Origin of the sequence: Chryseobacterium sp. WX, assembly GCF_029542485.1 — a bacterium.
Classification (GTDB): Bacteria; Bacteroidota; Bacteroidia; order Flavobacteriales; family Weeksellaceae; genus Chryseobacterium; species Chryseobacterium cucumeris.
Genome location: NZ_CP120710.1, coordinates 2,823,716 through 2,844,257 on the forward strand (window position 1 = coordinate 2,823,716; position 20,542 = coordinate 2,844,257).

Consider the following 20,542-nt stretch of genomic DNA (forward strand, 5'->3'; position numbering starts at 1 on the left):
TACCTCAAAATATACTCTAATCACAGCCTTATACTCTACTCTATTTTTGTTTATGAGTATCATTAATATTGCGTAAATTTGTTGAAAACCAAAATATATGTCAACAGCAGAACAAACAAAAAACTCGCAGTATTTTATTGACCTTGAAGACAAACATGGAGCACACAACTATCACCCACTTCCAGTAGTTCTGGACCGCGGAGAAGGTGTTTTCGTTTGGGACGTGGAAGGTAAAAGGTACTATGATTTTCTTTCAGCATATTCTGCCGTGAACCAAGGACATTCTCACCCTAAAATCGTAGGTGCTTTGGTAGAACAGGCCCAAAAGCTTGCTTTAACTTCAAGAGCTTTCTACAACTCTAAATTAGGAGAATACGAGCAGAAAATAACAACTCTTTTTGGATTTGATAAAGTTTTACCAATGAATTCCGGAGCTGAAGCTGTGGAAACTGCTGTAAAACTAGCCAGAAAGTGGAGTTATGAAGTAAAAGGAATTGCTGAAAACTCAGCGAAAATTATCGTTTGCGAAAACAATTTCCACGGAAGAACGACAACTATTGTTTCGTTCTCTAACGATCCGGATGCCAACCAAAACTACGGACCTTTTACGCCAGGATTTATCAAAATTCCTTATAACGATATTGCAGCCTTAGAAGAAGTTCTGAGCAGAGAAGCTGGAAATATTGCTGCATTCCTTGTAGAACCTATTCAGGGAGAAGCCGGAGTATATGTTCCGGATGAAAACTTCCTTAAAAATGCTTCTGAATTATGTAAAAAATACAATGTTCTTTTCATTGCTGATGAAGTTCAGACAGGTATTGCAAGAACAGGAAAACTGATTGCATGCCACCACGAAAATGTACAGCCGGATATCCTGATTTTAGGAAAAGCACTTTCCGGAGGAATGTATCCTGTATCTGCTGTATTAGCAAATGATAACATCATGAATGTTATCAAACCGGGACAACACGGTTCTACATTCGGAGGAAACCCTATTGCCTGTGCAGTAGCAGTGGCAGCATTGGATGTGGTAGCTGATGAAAAACTGTCTGAAAGAGCAGAAGAGTTAGGAAAGCTTTTCAGAGCTGAAATAGAGAAGCTTATTGAAAAGACAGACCTTATTACCAAAGTAAGAGGAAAAGGTCTTTTAAATGCTATCCTTATCAATGATACCCCTGATAGTTCTACTGCATGGAACCTTTGCTTGCAATTAAAAGAAAACGGATTGCTGGCAAAACCTACGCATGGCAATATCATCAGACTTGCACCGCCATTGGTAATTACTGAAGAGCAATTGCTGGATTGTGTGAAAATTATTGAGAAGACAATTCTTGAGTATAAATAAATGGCTCTTTCCCTTGCAATCATTACTTATAATGAAGAAGAGAATATTGTAAGACTTTTAGATTCATTAACAGATATTGTGGATGAAATAATTATTGTCGACAGCTTTTCTACAGATAAGACCAAAGAGATTTGCACTCAAAAATATCCTCAGGTAAAATTCTTTGAGAAAAAATTTAATGGGTATGGTGAACAAAAAAACCATGCCCTTGCTCTATGTTCCCATGAATGGGTCTTGTTTCTGGATGCCGACGAAGTTCCTGATGAAACTCTGAAAAGATCTATACAACGCATTACTTCTTCTGGAAGCACCGGATTCAATGTGTATAAAGCAAAATTCAACAATCATCTTGGGATTCACCTGATCCGATTTGGTGGTTGGGGAAATGTATGCCGTGAAAGGCTTTTCAGAAAAAAATATGCAAAGTATTCTGATGATAAAGTCCATGAATTTTTGATTACTGATCAGAAAGTGGGTCTTATGGAAGGAAAGCTGGATCATTATACTTATAAAAGCATTCATCATCATGTTTCGAAAATCAATAAATATTCGGATATGATGGCTGAAAAGATGTTTGAGAGAGGAAAAAGAATCAATAGATTTAAAATTATTGTAAGCCCAATGTTTGAGTTTATTAAGGTTTTTATTTTCAAACTTGGTTTTCTGGATGGATTTCCAGGATTTTACATTGCCAAAACAATGTCTTATTACACCTTCCTGAAATACATAAAATTGCATGAAAAAACACGACTGTACGAAAAAATACGGTTGCAGGAAATTGAAAAAAATACAGTAAAATAGTATGATTCTGTATCTTATTCCTCTTTTATTGGCGGTATTTATCGTTGTATATTTCCGTCTCTATTTATTTGCCTTTCCCTACAACAGACTGGTCATTCTTATGTATCACCAGGTTGAAAAAGAAAGTCATGAAGATCTTACCGTCAGTTTAAAAAATCTTGAACAGCAGTTTTCATATCTGAATTCGAAAAAATATACTTCATATTTTTTTTCGGAACTTACTCTTTCAGCAAAAAGAAACATTGTCATCACCTTTGATGATGGATATAGAAACAACCTTGAGTATCTCCCCTATTTACTGAAAAAGTATAATCTGAAGGCAACAATTTTTATTCCAACAGGATTTATTGAAAAGGGATATAATAATTATTCAATGATGACCTTTGATGAAATCAGAAGTCTGGATAAAAAATATTTTGAGATTGCCCTTCATAGCCATGCCCATGAAAATGTAAGAAACGTGTCTTTAGACTTTATAGAAAAAGATCTAAAAAAAAACATGGAGATTCTCGATGCCGAAAATATAAGATATTCAAAGGTTTTGGCATATCCTTATGGAAAATATCCACAAAAAAAACATGATAAATTAGCATTTTTTTCTATTTTGAAAGAATTAGGAATTGATTTTGCAGTAAGAATTGGAAATAAAGTGAATTATTACCCTACCCAGCGCCCATACGAACTGTGTAGAATTGATATAAAAGGCAAAGATTCGCTTATAAAATTCAAATTAAAACTTATCTTTGGCAGACTAAAACTATTTTAAAAAACAATTTTAGGGAAGTATTTACTTACTTCTCTGTCAAACAAAGCGTTGTGATGAATATAAGTGGTTTGATCATAACATATAATGAAGAAAAAAATATACAGGATGTCCTGGAATCTTTTGATTTCTGCGATGAAATAATAGTAGTAGATTCTTTTAGCACGGATAACACTGTAGAAATTGCAAAGAAATTCCCTAATGTAAAGGTGATTCAGAATAAATTTGAAGACTTTACAAAGCAAAGAAATCTGGCTCTGGATACTGCAACCAATGACTGGGTTTTATTTTTGGATGGTGATGAGAGAATTACACCAGCCCTGAAGCAGGAAATTATTGATAAGCTGAATAAACCCGGGCAAAAAGATGCCTATTATTTTTACAGGAAATTCTTTTTTGCCCAGAAACCAATTCATTTTTCGGGAACACAGTCTGATAAAAATTTCAGGCTATTCAGAAAATCGAAAGCCAGATATATGGCAGGAAAAAAGGTACATGAAACTCTGGAGGTTAATGGAACCATTGGAGTTTTAAAAAATAAATTACTCCATTACTCCGTTTCAGATTATGAATCTTACAAAAAAAAAATGATTCATTACGGAGTTTTAAAGGGGAAAGAACTGGCTGCTAAAGGAAAAAAGTACAGTGTTTGGATTCAATATCTTAAAACTGCTTTTAAATTTTTTAAAGCCTATATAATGAGACTTGGTATTTTAGACGGAAAAGAAGGCTATCAGTTATCTTACCTGCAATCTTTAAGCGTTTATGAAACCTATGAATCATTAAAAAAAGAGCAAAATTAGTTGAATGAAGATTTGTATCATTAGTTATGATTTTTGGGATTATGATAAGTATATTGTTGAAACATTATGCCAGCGAGGTATTGATGCCCATCATATAAAGATCAGTACCGTTACTCATTCCAACTTCAACGAAAGAGCTGTAAATGCTTTAAGCAAAACTTTTTTAAACAAAAATCTTAAGACTGAAAAAAGACAGAAATATGTTCTGGATTCTCTGGAAAAATTAGGGCATCAGGATCAGATTCTGGTGATGAATCCTGATACATTTGATCTGTCTACCCTTAAAAAAATCCGAAAATCTACAGACCGTCTGGTAACCTATCTTTACGATAATCTTGAAAGAGTTCCTGTGGAAGACAAACTCTATCTTTTTGACAAAGTATTTTCCTTTGATTATATTGATGTTAAAAAACACGGCTTTGAAAAATTAACCAATTACATTTATCTTCCGCATTGTGCAAAAGAGTCTCAAAAGCCTGAAATGGATCTTTTTTACATTACCTCTTATGACAACAGAAGGGTTTCATTGATAAAACTATTGGCTAAAAAGCTCATTGAACAAGGATTGAAGTTCCAGATTATGATCATTGGAAAAAAATCCTGGAAGCATCAGCTCACCAATATGTTCATGACAGTGCCTAAGAATCTTTTCCTGGTGTTCAGCATTAAGAAGATTCCGCATAATGATCTTCCAAAATATTATAAGAATTCAAAAGTACTACTGGATTTGATGCGTGAAGGGCAATATGGACTCAGTTTCAGAGTTTTTGAAGCCATGTCTCTGGAAAAGAAAATCATAACTGATAATGAAGCCATTAAAACCTACGATTTTTACAATCCCAATAATATTTTGATTTTAAACAAAAATATTAGTAATCTTGACAAATCTTTTTTTGAAAAACCTTACGAGAAAATTCCGGAAGAAATCTACTACAGATATACTTTGGATAGTTGGGTAAATAAAGTTTTTGAACTCGATACTAAAAACTGACAAATGGGAATCTTAAAAAAAATAAAAAAGCACTTCGAAAGAAAAGAAAAACTTAAAAACCTTCAGTCTAAGGATATAGTCAACATTAATCTATATGACGCTTCCCAAAAAACAATCCTGTTTGCATCAAGAGATTTTCCTGCCCACGATAAAGAATCCGGGGCTAACAGATTGAAAGAACTTATATTTATTTACAAAGAATTAGAATACAACTGCATTTTATTTGCACCCCATATGTTTGAAGACGATTCTTATGTGAAGTTTTATCAGCAGCATAATGTTATCGTTTACATAGAGAACAATAAGTACAGGAATATTTATGATTTCCTGTCTTCTTTTAAAAAGATAGATTACGTTTGGTTCAACGGCCCTCTGGCGCTGAATCTTTTTTATAAAAAAATGAAAGCCATTTTACCTTCTGCCAAATTCATTTATGATATGGTGGATATTCATTTTTTAAGGTTTAAAAGAGCGATAGAACTGGAACCTACCCGTATTTCTTTAAAGAAGAATTATAAACATTTTTTCCGTCTGGAAACTGTCGTTGCCCCACAACTGGATTATATCATTGCTATATCTGATAAGGAGAAAGAAATTATGAGCCAGTATGCGGACAAAAATAAGATCGTTACAATATCTAATATCCATTATCCTAAAATTGATATTTCTGAGCGAAAAAACTTCAGTGAAAGCAAGGGAATTACCTTCATTGGTTCTATTCACGAGCCGAATATTGATGCAGTAAAGTTTCTCTATGAAAAAATAATGCCTATCGTCTGGAAAACCAATCCTGAACTGGAAGTAAGCATTATCGGGAATGTTGCAGAAAAACTTGACCTTAAACTATTTCCTAAGTTTAAGTTTTTAGGTTTTGTGGAAAGCATTGAAGAGCACTTTATGAATTCGAAAATTATGGTGGCACCTTTAAGATTCGGTGCCGGCGTGAAAGGAAAAATCGGACAGGCCTTTGAATACTTTTTTCCTGTGGTGACAACGGATATAGGAGCTGAAGGAATGAAACTTACCGATAAAAAGAATGTACTGATTGCCAATGATGAGAACAGTTTCGCAGAGGCTATTATTCAGCTGAATAATGATGAAGAGCTTTGGAATACTTTAAGCAGAAATTCTGTGGACAGTCTGAGAGCATTTTCACCTGAAGAAGTAAAAGAAAAACTTAAAACATTATAATCCATGTCATTAAGTGTAAATTACCACGGTTTTTTTGATGGAAATTTCGGAATTTCGGAAGCTACACGGCTGAATGCTATCGCTTTGGAAACAATCGGCATCAAAGTCAACCGGATTAATTATTCCAGTGAAACTTTTGAAAGAATTGATTCGGGCTCCGAGTCATCATCTTCTATTAATGTTTTCCATATTAATATCAATTTTATCAACAATTTCTTTTCTAAGAATCAGGATCTGAATCTTAAGGATCATTATAATATTATTTATTGGGCCTGGGAATTTCCCGAAGTTTCCGAGAAAGTTGTTGAGATATTAAATGTCTTTGATGAACTGTGGGTACCCAGTGATTTCTGTGTGAATATCTTTACAAAGTATACAGGAATTCCTGTGATCAGATTTTCTCATCCGATCCAAAAAATGGCAGAGTCTAAGGATTTTCAGCTAAGCCAATATCATATTTCTCCGGAATCAAAGATCTATCTGACGATTTTCGATTCTCTGAGTACCACTATCAGAAAAAATCCGGAAGCTACGCTGGAAGCTTTCACAACAGTTTTCAAAGAAGATAAAAATAGTGTTCTTATTGTGAAAACTCATAATCTTGAAAGAAGCAAGGATGCTCAGAAAGCGCTGGAAGCTTACCAAAATATTCCGAACGTCATCATCATTAACGAGCATTTTTCAAAGGAGAAACTACATTCTTTGATCCAGCAGTCTGATGTTCTGATTTCTCTCCACGGTTCAGAAGGTTTCGGTCTGACGATGGCAGAAGCCATGGCCTATGGAAAAATTGTTGTCGGAACGGGCTATTCCGGAAATCTGGATTTTATGAATGTAAATAACAGCTTCCTTATCCAGTATGATTTCATCAAAACATCCAATACAAAAGGACTGATTGACGAAGGCTTAACGCTTGCCAAGCCTAGCTTGAAAGATGCTGTTGAAAAACTCCAGTATATCAAAAACAATTTTGAAAGTCTGGCTTCAATGAGAGAAAAGGCAAAATCACAAATTGCTGAAAATTTTTCTATTCAATCTATCGGAGAGCTATTTAAAATCAGATTGAATTTCATTGATGGTTTTGGTAAAAAAGAAAGCACCGGAGGCAGTGATGTCAATAATGTTTTCTATTTAAGCGAAATCGAAAGATTAAATTCCAGAGTTCATTATCTCGAGCGAACTCTTTATAATAAAATCAGAAAGAAAGTCAATGCTTTCTTCAAAAAAGGCAGAAAATAATTGTATTGGTTAATGTTCTGGTTCGCCAGCTTATAGACGAATTGTTATATTTACGAATGAGCTTATCATATTTCAGATGAAAGACAAAATTGCAATAGTAGTCCAAAGATATGGGCTGGAGATCAACGGAGGTGCAGAACTTCACGCAAGATTATTAGCTGAAAAATTGTCTGCTCTCTATGATATTGAAATTATTACAACCTGTGCTATAGAATTCGAATGTTGGGATAATCATTACCCGGAAGGTGTTGAAATTATCAATGATATTAAAGTAAGAAGATTTAAAACGTTAAAAAAGGATTTAAAAAGATTTAATGAGCTCAGTAAAACAGCCCGTAACTTATATAAATATTATAGTAGAAAGCTAAGCTTTTTAAACTTCCCTTATTTGCTTTATAAGAGATTTAAATACAACAAAAAAAACTTTAATTTCAATGAATGGTTAGAAGTACAAGGACCATTCTCCCCGGATTTAATTCAATTTATAAAAGAGAAAAAAGAAGATTACAAGGCTTTTATTTTCTTTACCTATTTATATCACCCAACCAATATAGGAATCAGAGAAGTTGCTGACAAAAGCATTCTTATTCCAACTGCCCACGACGAGTCTCAGTTTTATCTTGATGGCTATTCTCAATTGTTTTCTCTTCCAAAGTTCATCATGTACAATACACAGATTGAAAAAGATTTTGTAGAAAGCGTTTATCCTCAGGCAAAAAAGTTAAAATCAGAAATTGCAGGAATTGGTTTTGATGATTATGATGCTGCATCGGGTGAACTCCCTAAGGATCTTTATCAGACCAAATACTTTATTTATATAGGAAGGATTGTTGAAGACAAAGGCTGTGTCATGATGATTGAATATTTTAAAGATTTCAAAGAAAAACATCCTGAATATCGAGATGTAAAGCTCGTTTTGGTAGGCAAAAATTCTCTTGAGGAAAAAATAACTCAGGGAGATGATATTATCCTTACGGGATTTGTAGACCACGACCTCAAAAATGCTTTACTGGAAAATGCCAGCGCACTTATAATGCCTTCATTCTATGAAAGCCTTTCATTGATTACATTAGAGGCCATGTTATTGAAAATCCCTATCATTGTAAATAAAAACTGTGAGGTTTTGTATTCTCATATTGAAAAGAGTAAAACCGGAAAAAGCTTTACAAACAGTACAGAATTTTCCCAGTCATTAACGTTTTATATGCAACAGTCACAGGATGATCTTGTTTCTGAAGGCATCAAAGCGAGAGATTATGTTTTAAAAAACTATTCATGGGATACCATCATCAACAAATTTAATTCCGCCATTACATCTTTATAATGACAAAAAAAATTCTATTTTTTTTTCCTGAAAATCCATTTTCAAACAGGGCAGGAAATACTACGAGAGCAAAAACGACCCTTACTGTTTTAAAAAAAATGGGATATCATATTGACCTGGTAGGAGCCGCTGAGATTTATAAGAGCCAAAACGACACTACAGATATTGATCAAAATATTGTTGATCATCTGTTCTTAATTAAACACAGACCATTAAAAGTAAAAACATCTTCCGCATATTGGAAGCACAAAATATCAAAATTTTATAAAAAGCCTAATGAATATAACCACTTATTGACAGATTTTGCCAAGCAAGAATTTTCTGACATCTTCAATAAGGAAAAATATGATGCCATCATTATCAATTATGAATTCTGGGCTGGATTAGTTGATCATGAATCTATGAAAAATACTTTAAAAATCATAGATACTCATGATTGGATTACTCTGAATGAGTTCTACAAAAACAAATCATTAGATATAGGAAAACGTTTCAATGAGGAAATTAATAATCTTTCAAAGTTTGATAAAGTAATCACCATATCAGAAGATGAAAACCTTGTTTTTAAAAGATTTTTAGGTGAAAAAGTAATCAATATACCGCCTTCTTTCCCATCTCATTTCGAAAAAAGTGATGGTGATAAAAAGTATGATCTGATTTTCGTAGGGTCTGAAAACATTTTCAATATACAATCCATACAGTGGTTTTTTGACCATGTATATCCATTGCTTTCTCCAAATATCAACATTGTAATTATCGGGAGAATTTGCAAGCATATTCAAGAAAGAAAAGGTGTTACCTTAATAGAATTTGCAGAAAGCCTGGAAGAGTATTACCACCAGTCAAAAATTGCAATTTGCCCAATGCTGGAGGGCACAGGGATCAAAATAAAAGTCATTGAAGCATTATCTTACGGACTTCCTATTGTGGGAACAGAAAGAGCGATTGATGGGTTCCCTTCAAAAACTTCAAATGGATGTCTGGTAAATGATCATCCTGAAATTTTTAAAGATCAGATCATGTCTTTACTACTGGATCAATCTTATTATCAGGATATGAAAATACAGGCTGAGGAATATTTTAAAAATAATTTTTCTGAAGAAAAAGCAATTGAAAAATGGAAAAAGATTTTACACTAATGGATGACCTGGCCATTATCATACTGAATTACAATTCTTTTGAAGATACCCAGCGAGAAGTTAATTCATTATTAAACGAAGGCATTTCGCAACAATCTATTTATGTAGTAGATAATCATTCAAAAGACAGAAAGGAAATAGAGCAACTGGGCTCACAAAAGCAAATCAATTATATTTTAAGTGATTATAACGGGGGTTATGCTTTCGGTAATAATTTAGCCATTAAAAAAGCGATTGAAGACGGCAGGAATTATTTTTTACTATTAAATCCGGACATTGAAATATCCCGCAGCACAATTGGTCAGTTATATAACGATTTAAAAGAATTTCCAGATATAGGAATCATTGGCCCAAGAATCTGCTACAGAAACATTCGTGACAGAATATTCTCAGACGGTGGGCTGTTATTCCCGGAAGAAGGTTTTCAGGGAGGACACACCCATTCTGAACAGGATAAAAACCATGTAAATGCTCCTCATTACAACTACAATATAAAATATGTAGATGGAAGCGCCTTGATGTTCCGAAAAGAAATATTGGACGATGTAGGCTTAATGAACACCAGCTTTTTCATGTATTATGAAGAGTCTGAATGGTGTCTGCGGCTTCTTAAAAACACCCAATGGAAAATTGCCGTCAATACACAATGTGAAGCTTTCAATCTTGCCAGCGACAAAGGCAGTTTTTATGAGTATTACATCACCAGAAACCGGATCTGGATGTGCAGGCTGTATGACGGGAATTTAAAATATGTAACCAAAGAACGATGGAAGTTTGCAAGGAAAGCCCTTAAAAAAAGAAAATTTTCCATGGCGAAAGCGTACATAAAAGGTATATTAGACGGTCTTTATTCCAATTTAGATAAAATAAAAAATGAGTAAAAAAAATATTATTAAAGTAGGATATCTTCTATCATATGACTACTGTTACATCTTTACATCTCTTAAGCATATTTATGAGCATGCGGACTGTATTGTGATAAGCTATGATGCCAATAATAAGACATGGGCAGGTAATGATATTCATATTCCTGAAAGTGTTTTCAGTGATATCAAAAAATTGGATACTCAGAATAAAATCATCTTTTACAAAGACACTTTTTTCATTGAAGGGATGCAGCCAATGGAGCTGGAGACCAGACAAAGGAACATGATGGCAGAAAAAATGGGCTCTGGCGGATGGCATATCCAGATGGATGGAGATGAATATGCTTATGACTTCGGAGTATTAGCAAAGTTTTTGAAAGGGAATAAATTTTTACTAAAGAACCCTGCTAAAAATCCTTTTAATTTTCAGGTAAATTTTGTGACATTATTCAAACATAATGCGGAGGGATTCTTTGTTATTACGCCTTTTGATGAAAAGTGTATGCTTATTACAAACAATCCTCAATATGAATATGCAAGAAATACAAATAAAGGCAGAATCCTGCCACTGGATTTTTATTTAATACATCAGTCATGGGCGCGGGAAGAAAGTGAAATTTCAGAAAAGATCAATAACTGGGGGCATAAAAATGATTTTGACACTTCAACGTTTTTAAACTCCTGGAAAACGGTGAATGCTGACAATTATAAGACATTCATAGACTTTCATCCTTTATATAAAGGCATTTGGAAAGAGCTTTCCTTTTTCCCTGCAAAAAACATTGATGAATTTATTCTTTCCTTTTCAAAGAAATATCCTCAGCAAAAACTCAATCTGAATTTATCTTTCACGAAAAAAATAAAGATGAGAATTAGAAGTCTTTTTTAATTTTTTCAGACCAAAATAAAAGGCTAATGTTGTTACATTAGCCTTTATTATTTTATTTGATAAAAACATTTTCAAATTTCTCCATAACTGCCCGCGGATTGAAAAGTTCTGAGTAACAATCCCAGTTTTTACCTGCATCCGGTTGAAAGCTCTTCAGGATTTGCATGATATCCTGCTTATCTTTGTATAGAATAGCTTTATCTCCCAGAATCTCCAGATGTGATTTCTCATCAGATCCGGACCATGTTATAATAGGTTTATTTTTAATAGAAAACTCACCTACAGCCATTCCGAAACTCTCTCCTTGCGTGCGGGCATGCAAAAATGCATCAGAAGTATTAATAAATTTCACTTTTCTTTCTACATCAGTAGTCGGTGGAAGAAAAATAATATTCTTGTAAGACCTGAAAAAATTTCTCTTTACAAATTCATCAGTTCCCATAAAAACAAAGTATATATTTTTATTTTTCAGAGCCGTTTTCTTTACGGCTTCCATTACAAAACCAATATCAAAAGTTTCAGTTCCTCCATATCTTGCAAATACCACTGCATCTTTCGGAATATTTAATTCAGCACGAAGGTCTCCACTCACCTCGGGAAGATCTACAATGTGGGGAACAAAAGGAAGCTTTCCTCCGCTCATCGTTTTGGCCAGCCATTCAGAAACATAGGCATAAACATCTCCATAGGGTTCGTTGTATTTAAAAACCGCATGAATAGCCGTTTTAATAAGCTCATGAGGAGTATCTGTTTCTCTTTCTCCGGATTTTATTGCATAGAAAAGATCTGCATTTGCCTTTTTAATAATTTCATCCCTTTCCTTGATGTCGCTATATCCAACAACGTTAAACCTTTTTTTAAAACGTTCAATAGCTTCTTCAGCATTATTCGGACTATTTTTAGGATAAAGGATCATCGACTCGTTACCAAGCATTTCCTCATTATAATAAGCATAATCAAAAAGAGCATTGGACGTCCCTCTATAGCACAATTGATTTTCGTGGAAAATAATTTTCATTTGTTAGTAAGTTAAATTATTTAGTTTCAACCCTTCTCAATGACAGTGCTAAAAGTATTATGAACTTATTTCTGTAGTTTCTGAGATAGTTTCTGATAAAAACAAAGTGCTTTTTCATTGATAAACTAAACTAATAAGCTACAAAAATACATTTTTACCTATAAGCGAGTAAAAAATATCAGTCTTAAATTCATATCACTAATGAAATTTTTCACAATTGATTTCTATTTCTTTATCATATGAAAGAAACCGTCTCAAAATTGAAACGGTTTCTTTATTGTAAAATATTAATATTATTTAGTTAATAAGCATAAAACTCAATTCCTTCCTTAATATAACCAGGAGGCGTTACGCTGGATCTTGAATAATAATGGTCTTTACCATTCCAATACTGGTAAATAGGAACTGTATTTGGCTCCTGAGTAGCAAAAGCATTGAACTCGATTCCTTCAGATACATATCCCGAATAATATCCAGGAGTTTTTGTATAGTAATGATCTTTACCATTCCAATATCTGTAAATAGGAACTGTGTTTGGAGCTTTATACAAGAATGCATTAAACTCTGTTCCTTCAAAAGAATATCCGCTGTAGTTTCCTGCAATTTTTGTATAATAATGATCAACTCCGTTGTAATATCTGTAAATTGGAATTGTTTTAAATTCAAGATATACTTTATTATCAATCAGATATTGGTCTACATAAGCCTTTAGCTGAGATTTTTTAACAGGATCTTTTACAAAGTCATAAATAATGATCAACCCATTGCTACCAAAGTCTACCAAAACAGAATTACTTACATTTGAGCTGTTCTGCCAATTGGAGATATTAACTTTAGGATTCGTCTGATCAAGATTCAGATCTCCTACTAAACCTTTTGAAGGATCACCCCCTCTGGTTTTATAAGTCAACTTCTTAGAATAATTCATGTGGTATTCAGAAGTATTCACATCATTATCCACATTCACATTAAAAATATTTAACATCCCTGCCTTTACACCGATTCTGGCTGCCTTATCACGAGTCTGGCTCGTTGTTTCGGACTGGAATAAAATATCAAGTTTTGCTCCTGTATAAATATCAGTCATTACATGAGTCCCATAATCTTGAACTATCTGCTGTGGAGTTTTTGTCTGCAAATCCTGAGCAAATTCAGGAGTTACATAATCACCCAACATATCTGTAGTAGCGTTGAATCTTACTCTTTTCTGCTTGATCGTAAGGTTATAACTTCCGTAAATATATTTTGCATCAAACTTATTGTTACTTGTTACTGCTGAGCCAAAACCTACAGAGAGTATTTTTTTAAACAATGGAAAATTAACTGTTGCATCTACTTTGGTTGAAACCATTTTAGAATAAGCTTCAGCATTTTCCCCATAATCTTCAGCATACTCCTGAGAAAATGTGTTTTCACTGATTAATCTGTTGGTCTGTTCTAATTTAAAACGGTCAATATCGATCACTTTAAAACCTGCTGCCGTTGCATTGGCATATTCTCCGGCAACATTATAACCATGTCCTAAGACATCATAAATTCCGTCGCCTGCAAATTTAGCTGCAGACATTCTGTTATTAGCCTTTGCCGCTGGACTTTCAGGCGTTACCTCTGAATTTAGATCTTCAGAAGAACACGAACTCATAAAAAGCATCAGTAAACTACTGAAGCAAAATAAAATTTGTTTTTTCATAGATTATTAAAAAGTTTCTGCAAATATAAAACTCATCACCAAGTGAGGAAATAAATTAATAATGATATATATCATCAATAAGTGAATTTAATAATCATTTAAAACTCTATTAATAAACAGTTACAACATCACACAATAGAGAAATAACAAAAATAAATAATTACTATTATTATTTTCACATCAAACTCAAGCACTATTTGATGATAAATAAAAAGTGGAGTTAGAATTACCGACTCCACTCATAATGTATAACCAAATTGATTTATATAAATCCAAAAATTAATTAGCTGGAATATAGAAAGCAATACCTTCTCTGATGCTCCAATAGTTCACAGGACCTAAATTAGGTGACACTGAAAGATAATGATCCGATCCGTTTTTAGCTTTATAGCTATATACAGGAATTCTTCCAGCTCCCGGATCTTTATAAGCATAGAATGCTACTCCCATATAAACATTCCAATAAGAAGATGGCTGTAACGTACTTGCCTGGGTAAAGTAGTGATCAGCTCCCGAAGTACTTTTATAGCAATAAATAGGAACTGTATCAGGTGCTTTATACTGAAACACTTTAAATGTCGGTCCTTCATTAGTCCAGTAAGAAGATGGCTGAAGGTTTGTATTGAAAGTGAAATAATGATTACTGTCTGCCTGATTTTGGTAGCCATATAACATTGTAGTATTATACTCCAATGAAATTTGGTTATCAATTAAATACTGATCTACATACGTCTTAAGCTGAGCTTTTTTGGCTGCATCTTTTACAAGATTATAGATAGGAACAAGGCCGTTATTTCCAAATTCCACCAATACAGAATTGCTAGCAGTAGAACTGCTTTGCCAGTTTGTAATGTTAATTTTTGGAGCAGCCTGTTCAAGATTCAGTTCTCCAACCAAACCTTTTGAAGGATCCCCTCCTCTTGTTCTGTAGGATAATTTCTTAGAGTAATTCATAGATGATTCCGAAGTATTCACATCATTGGTTACATCTACATCAAAGATAGATTTTACCCCCACTTTTACTCCAATTCTGGCAGCACGGTCACGGCTTTCGTTAGTTGTTTCAGACTGAAACATGATATCCATTTTAGCTCCAGTATAAATATCAATCATAACGTGGGTTCCATAATCCTCTACAATCTGCTGAGGAGTTTTCGTTTGCAAATCCTGGGTAAATTCCGGAGTTACATAATCCGCCAACATATCTGTGGTAGCATTGAATCTTAGCCTTTTTTGCTTAATAATAAGGTTGTAACTGCCATAAATATATTTGGCATCAAATTTATGGTTGGTCGTAACTGCAGAATTAAATCCTACTGATACTGTTTTTTTAAACAAGGGAATTCCTGCAGTAGCGTCTACTTTTGTAGAAACCATTTTAGAATAGGTTTCTGCATTTTCTCCATATTCTTCAAGATACTGCTGTGTATTTGTATTTTCAGAAAGTAATCTTGCAGCCTGTTCAGATTTAAAACGATCAATATCAATTACTTTAAACCCTGCAGAATTAGCATTGGCATATTCCCCGGTAGCATTAAAACCATGTCCTAAAACATCATAAGCACCATCACCTGCAAATTTCGCTGCTGATAAACGATTCGTTTTTGCCGGACTATCAGGAGTAGATTCGTTATTAAGATCATCTGAAGAACATGACCCCATGAAAAGCAACAGTGCTGCACTGAAGCTAAATAAAACTTGTTTTTTCATAGTATTATTTTAAAATTTCCTACAAATATAAACTTCAATACCAGGTGAAATATAAAAACAACAACTGACATATATCATTTATTAGTGATTTTATCACACGCTTAAAATACCATGAATAAATATTAAAACCATCACTTAATTGTGATTTAAATAAACAAAATAAATTATAGAAACAAACGTACAAATACTCACAAAAGAAAACACGTATTAAACACAATACTTACTATTTATGAATTCATTTTTCACAACCTTATTTTATAGGTTAGAATCAATGAGTAAAAAATTTGATCAGAAATATAAGATTGGGAGTTTTAAAAACCGTAATTATCGAAAATCTATAGAAATAAATAAAAAAGTCAGGATCAAAAAAAACAATACGCGGTCATAAATCATCTCTTAAACGCATAATTTTAAGTAAATTTGCAAAAATTAAAATTGAAATGGAGAAAGTAAGAGTACGTTTTGCTCCAAGTCCTACAGGACCATTACATTTGGGAGGCGTAAGAACCGCATTATATGATTATCTTTTTGCTAAAAATCAAGGAGGAGAATTTGTATTAAGAATTGAAGATACAGATACCGCCAGATATGTAGAGGGAGCTGAAGAATATATTGAAGAAGCTTTAGAATGGTGCGGAATCATTCCTGATGAGAGTCCTAAGAAAGGAGGAAAATTCGCTCCTTACAGACAGTCTGAAAGAAGAGACATCTACGACAGATATACTGAACAGATCCTGAAGACAGACTATGCTTACATTGCTTTTGATACTGCAGAAGAACTGGATGCAATGCGTGCAGAATATGAAGCGAAAGGTGATGTTTTCTCTTATGATAATAAAACAAGAAACCGTTTAAGAAACAGCCTTGCCCTTTCTGAAGAAGAGGTTCAAAGGTTATTAGACGAAAAGACGCCTTATGTAGTACGGTTTAAAATGCCTGTTGACAGAGTATTAAATCTTGAAGATATTATTCGTGGAAAATTTTCAGTCAACACCAATACTTTAGATGATAAAGTTCTGGTAAAGAATGACGGAATGCCAACGTATCATTTTGCCAACATTATTGATGACCATGAAATGGAAATCTCCCACGTCATCCGAGGTGAAGAATGGCTTCCATCTTTGGGACTTCACACCTTATTATACGAAGCAATGCAGTGGGAAGCACCACAGTTTGCCCACCTTTCTTTAATTTTGAAACCAGAAGGAAAAGGAAAATTAAGCAAAAGAGACGGAGATAAATTCGGATTCCCGGTATTCCCTCTTGACTTTAAAGATCCTGCTACAGGGGTAATTTCTAAAGGATACAGAGAAAACGGATATCTTCCTGACGCTTTCATTAATATGGTTGCTTTATTAGGCTGGTCTCCTGCAGATGATAAAGAAATACTTCCTTTGGATGAAATGATCAGGGAATTCGATCTTCATAAAGTACATAAAGCGGGAGCAAGATTCAGCAAAGAAAAATCTGAATGGTTCAACCACCAATATATTCAGATGAAATCTGATGAAGAGCTTCTTCAGATTCTGAAAAACACAGATCTTGATCTTTCCGGTGCTTCTGATGAAAAACTATTGAAAGTAATTCATCTGATGAAAGAAAGAGCCACTTTCCCGAAAGACATCTATGAGAGCGGAAAATTCTTCTTTGAAGCTCCTACTTCATATGATGAAAAGGCCTCAAAAAAGGCTTGGAATGAAGAAACATCAGCAATTTTAGGAGAATTGGCTGCTTCATTTGAAGCTACAGACTTTGTTGCTGAAACATTAAAACAAACCATGCATGATTTTGCTGAAAACAAAGGATTAGGAATGGGTAAAGTAATGATGCCATTACGATTATCTTTAGTAGGAGAACTGAAAGGACCGGACGTTCCGGATATTCTGGAAATCCTTGGTAAAGAGGAAAGTATCTCCAGAATAAGCAATGCTATAAATAATTTTAAATAGAATAACCATAATTTTTCATACATTTGAAAGATTTAATTTACTTCAAGAAATGGAATATTTAAGTTTCGAACTTCCTATCAAAGAATTGATGGACCAATACCAGACGTGTTCTTTAGTAGGAGAAGAAAGTGGTGTTGATGTAAAATTAGCATGCAGCCAGATTGAGGATAAGATTTTAGAAAAGAAAAAAGAAATCTATGGAAATCTTACACCTTGGCAAAGAGTACAACTGTCCCGTCACCCGGATCGTCCTTATACACTGGACTATATCAACGGAATGGCAGACAAAGGCAGTTTCTTAGAACTTCATGGAGACAGAAATTTCGCTGATGATCCGGCAATGATTGGAGGATTGATTACCCTTGATGGTCAGAAAGTAATGATCATAGGGACTCAAAAAGGAAGAACGACTAAAGAAAGACAGCACAGAAGATTTGGAATGCCAAATCCGGAAGGATACAGAAAAGCTTTAAGATTAATGAAACTTGCTGAAAAGTTTAATATCCCTGTGGTAACTTTAGTAGATACACCGGGAGCTTATCCAGGATTGGAAGCTGAAGAAAGAGGACAAGGTGAAGCTATTGCAAGAAATATTTTTGAAATGGTTCAGCTGAAAACTCCAATCTTCACTTACATCATCGGAGAAGGTGCCAGTGGTGGCGCATTAGGAATAGGTGTTGGAAATAAAGTATATATGTTGGAAAACACCTGGTATACAGTAATTGCACCAGAAAGCTGTTCTTCTATCTTATGGAGAAACTGGGATCACAAAGAAGATGCTGCCAACGCATTAAATCTTACTCCGGCAGATGCTTTAAGAGAAAAGTTCATTGACGGAATCATTGAGGAACCGCTTGGAGGTGCTCATTATGATCAGGAGACAACCTATTTAAACCTGAAAAATTCAATTTTACAGAATATCAAAGCTTTCTCCAAATTTACAGGTCAGGAGCTTGAAACCCAAAGACAGGACAAATTCATTGCAATGGGTCAGTTCAAAGGATAAAAAATAAAAGGTTAAGAATTTTTCTTAACCTTTTTTCTTTAGTTTTCTTCTTATTTATTCTATTCCGCAACATTCAGGGCAATTTCAATATCCTGAGTAATTTTCTTTACAGATGAATATTTTGCATCACAGACTGATGTGGTCATTACGTACTCTCCCTTATCAACCAGGATAAAATTTTCTCCTTTTGCTGGAACCGTTAAATTGTAATATTTTTTCCCGCTGATCTTAACAATAAGATTACAGGACGACCTATTCTTAATATTGATATAAGCTTCACTTTTGTTGATATCATTATTAAAAAGATGAGTAAGCATCGCTGCTCTCCTTTTCCCTTCCTCACTTGGCTCAGCTTTAGATGTTCCTGCCGTTTTTGCTGTACCTGCAGATCCCACCGATGCAAAAGTAGTTCTTCTTTCTTCTTTTAAAGCCTCAATAGCCGCTGCAGTATTATTAGACACAGCCTTACCGTTTACTGTGTTTGTTTTATTTGCAGCAAGTGTTTTACCGCTATTCAGTTCATTATTTTTTACAATATTTTCAATTTTCTCTTTACTGATTGGTCTGATTGTAGGCTTTGCTTCCGGTGAATTATCTGCCATAATAATATCAATCAGCTTTCTTTTGAAATAGTCAGTTTTAGCATGACCGGGGTTCTGTTTCAAAAATCCGGCAATGACTCTTGCCTCTTTTGAAATCTCAGCTTCCTGTTCGGTATAGATAATTACAGTTTCTTTTTCAACAACAGCTTTAGATTTTGTTTTTTTCTTTTTTTGAGAAAAACCTAGAGCAAAAATGCATATAAATAGAAGGAAGAAGATTTTTTTCATTAATCAAACCTTTAAAATAGTATTAAATATATTAATAACGTGAAAAGTCATTTTTTAGTTTATCATTAAAATCATTATCTTTGCACTGCTCTAAAATTAAGCTAAAAATTAATACTAATCTTAAATAAAAAATAATAGATATTATGTCTTATACACCAGTTGCTGCAGACGTAGCTAAATTAAGAAACCAAACAGGTGCAGGTATGATGGACTGCAAGAAAGCTCTAGTTGAAGCTGAAGGAGACTTCGAAAAAGCGGTAGATATCCTTAGAAAAAAAGGACAAAAAGTTGCTGCTAACAGAGCTGACAGAGAGTCTACTGAAGGGGCAGTAATCGCAAGAGTAAATGAAGACAACACTTTAGGTGCTGTAATTTCTTTAAATTGTGAAACTGACTTCGTTGCTAAAAACGAAGCATTCGTTGAGCTAGCTTACGAATTAGCTGAAATGGCTATTTTCGCTGCTACTAAAGAAGAGCTTTTAGCTACAGATTTCCACGGAATCACTGTTGCTGAGAAATTAGTTGAGCAAACAGGAGTTATCGGTGAGAAAATCGAAATCGGATCTTTCGAAAGAATCCAGGGAGATTTCTTAGGAGCTTACATCCACGCTGGAAACAAAATTGCTGCTATCACTTCTCTTTCTGCAAAAGTAGACGGAGCTGAAGAAGCTGCTAAAGCTGTTTCTATGCAAGTTGCTGCAATGAACCCAATTGCTCTTGACGAAACTGCAGTTTCTCAGGAAACTATCGACAGAGAGTTAGAGATTGAAAGACACAAACTTACTGAAGAAGGTAAGCCTGCCAACATTATCGACAACATCCTGAAAGGTAAAATGCAGAGATTCTACAAAGACAACACTTTGGTACACCAGGATTTCATTAAAGACGGAAGTATCTCAGTTGCTGATTACGTAAAATCTGTAAACGCAGACTTAAAAGTAACAGGATTTGTAAGAGTAAGCCTATAAGCTGACTGTTTCAAAAGAAT

At 34.1% G+C, this 20,542-nt stretch carries 18 protein-coding genes; 14 read left to right on the top strand and 4 right to left on the bottom strand.

All coding sequences use genetic code 11. The annotated features are described in order from the left end of the window. Nucleotides 1-97: 97 nt before the first annotated feature. The 11 genes from rocD (at nt 98) to PZ898_RS12780 (ending at nt 11,351) form a co-directional block, all read left to right on the top strand. Nucleotides 98-1,345, top strand: coding sequence for an ornithine--oxo-acid transaminase (gene rocD / locus PZ898_RS12730; protein ID WP_277693480.1), 1,248 nt, complete (start codon nt 98-100; stop codon nt 1,343-1,345). Next, on the top strand, nt 1,346-2,146 hold the full coding sequence (locus PZ898_RS12735) for a glycosyltransferase family 2 protein (protein WP_062675726.1): 801 nt from the start codon (nt 1,346-1,348) through the stop codon (nt 2,144-2,146). Nucleotide 2,147: 1 nt separating this feature from the next. Then, nucleotides 2,148-2,912, top strand: a complete 765-nt coding sequence (locus tag PZ898_RS12740) for a polysaccharide deacetylase family protein (RefSeq protein ID WP_277693481.1) — start codon at nt 2,148-2,150, stop codon at nt 2,910-2,912. Between the two features lie 53 nt (nt 2,913-2,965). Further along, nucleotides 2,966-3,712 carry a glycosyltransferase family 2 protein gene (locus tag PZ898_RS12745; RefSeq protein ID WP_062675724.1) on the top strand — a complete coding sequence of 249 codons (747 nt, stop codon included), beginning with the start codon at nt 2,966-2,968 and terminating at the stop codon, nt 3,710-3,712. 4 nt (nt 3,713-3,716) lie between these two features. Beyond that, nucleotides 3,717-4,703 (top strand): hypothetical protein, encoded by a 987-nt coding sequence (locus tag PZ898_RS12750; protein ID WP_062675723.1) that lies wholly within the window; start codon nt 3,717-3,719, stop codon nt 4,701-4,703. 3 nt (nt 4,704-4,706) lie between these two features. Then, nucleotides 4,707-5,894, top strand: a complete 1,188-nt coding sequence (locus tag PZ898_RS12755; protein ID WP_277693482.1) for a glycosyltransferase family 4 protein — start codon at nt 4,707-4,709, stop codon at nt 5,892-5,894. A 3-nt stretch (nt 5,895-5,897) separates the two neighbouring features. After that, a complete protein-coding gene (locus PZ898_RS12760; RefSeq protein ID WP_277693483.1) occupies nt 5,898-7,133 on the top strand; it encodes a glycosyltransferase in 1,236 nt (411 codons plus the stop codon). A gap of 76 nt (nt 7,134-7,209) precedes the next feature. Beyond that, nucleotides 7,210-8,457 carry a glycosyltransferase family 4 protein gene (locus tag PZ898_RS12765; protein ID WP_277693484.1) on the top strand — a complete coding sequence of 416 codons (1,248 nt, stop codon included), beginning with the start codon at nt 7,210-7,212 and terminating at the stop codon, nt 8,455-8,457. After that, on the top strand, nt 8,457-9,596 hold the full coding sequence (locus tag PZ898_RS12770) for a glycosyltransferase family 4 protein (RefSeq protein WP_277693485.1): 1,140 nt from the start codon (nt 8,457-8,459) through the stop codon (nt 9,594-9,596). Before PZ898_RS12765 ends, PZ898_RS12770 begins: the two co-directional genes overlap by 1 nt. Further along, nucleotides 9,575-10,477 carry a glycosyltransferase family 2 protein gene (locus PZ898_RS12775; protein WP_277693486.1) on the top strand — a complete coding sequence of 301 codons (903 nt, stop codon included), beginning with the start codon at nt 9,575-9,577 and terminating at the stop codon, nt 10,475-10,477. The genes PZ898_RS12770 and PZ898_RS12775 overlap by 22 nt, the downstream gene beginning before the upstream one ends. Beyond that, the gene (locus tag PZ898_RS12780; protein WP_120232696.1) at nt 10,470-11,351 is read left to right on the top strand and encodes a hypothetical protein; all 882 of its coding nucleotides are present in this window, start codon (nt 10,470-10,472) and stop codon (nt 11,349-11,351) included. The genes PZ898_RS12775 and PZ898_RS12780 overlap by 8 nt, the downstream gene beginning before the upstream one ends. 52 nt (nt 11,352-11,403) lie before the next feature. Here the strand turns inward: PZ898_RS12780 and PZ898_RS12785 are convergent, their stop codons facing one another. The 3 genes from PZ898_RS12785 to PZ898_RS12795 all read right to left on the bottom strand — a co-directional run bounded on the left by PZ898_RS12785 (nt 11,404) and on the right by PZ898_RS12795 (nt 15,769). Beyond that, complete coding sequence (locus PZ898_RS12785) at nt 11,404-12,369, bottom strand: hypothetical protein (RefSeq protein WP_120232695.1); 966 nt, start codon at nt 12,367-12,369, stop codon at nt 11,404-11,406. A 301-nt stretch (nt 12,370-12,670) separates the two neighbouring features. Then, entirely contained in the window at nt 12,671-14,059 is a 1,389-nt protein-coding gene (locus PZ898_RS12790; RefSeq protein WP_277693487.1) for an MAC/perforin domain-containing protein, read from the bottom strand. Between the two features lie 279 nt (nt 14,060-14,338). Beyond that, nucleotides 14,339-15,769, bottom strand: coding sequence for an MAC/perforin domain-containing protein (locus PZ898_RS12795; protein ID WP_277693488.1), 1,431 nt, complete (start codon nt 15,767-15,769; stop codon nt 14,339-14,341). Between the two features lie 440 nt (nt 15,770-16,209). Between PZ898_RS12795 and gltX the strand changes: the two genes are divergently transcribed. Together gltX and PZ898_RS12805 are read left to right on the top strand one after the other, a co-directional pair. Next, on the top strand, nt 16,210-17,718 hold the full coding sequence (gltX, locus tag PZ898_RS12800) for a glutamate--tRNA ligase (RefSeq protein ID WP_062675914.1): 1,509 nt from the start codon (nt 16,210-16,212) through the stop codon (nt 17,716-17,718). 49 nt (nt 17,719-17,767) lie between these two features. Continuing rightward, nucleotides 17,768-18,724, top strand: coding sequence for an acetyl-CoA carboxylase carboxyltransferase subunit alpha (locus PZ898_RS12805; protein ID WP_062675714.1), 957 nt, complete (start codon nt 17,768-17,770; stop codon nt 18,722-18,724). A 59-nt stretch (nt 18,725-18,783) separates the two neighbouring features. Here PZ898_RS12805 and PZ898_RS12810 read toward each other — a convergent pair whose 3' ends face one another. Then, nucleotides 18,784-19,554 (bottom strand): DUF6759 domain-containing protein, encoded by a 771-nt coding sequence (locus tag PZ898_RS12810; RefSeq protein WP_062675713.1) that lies wholly within the window; start codon nt 19,552-19,554, stop codon nt 18,784-18,786. Nucleotides 19,555-19,697: 143 nt separating this feature from the next. On the opposite strand from PZ898_RS12810, the gene tsf reads away from it, so the two are divergent. Next, nucleotides 19,698-20,522 (top strand): translation elongation factor Ts, encoded by an 825-nt coding sequence (gene tsf, locus PZ898_RS12815; RefSeq protein ID WP_034692936.1) that lies wholly within the window; start codon nt 19,698-19,700, stop codon nt 20,520-20,522. The last annotated feature ends 20 nt before the right edge of the window (nt 20,523-20,542 follow it).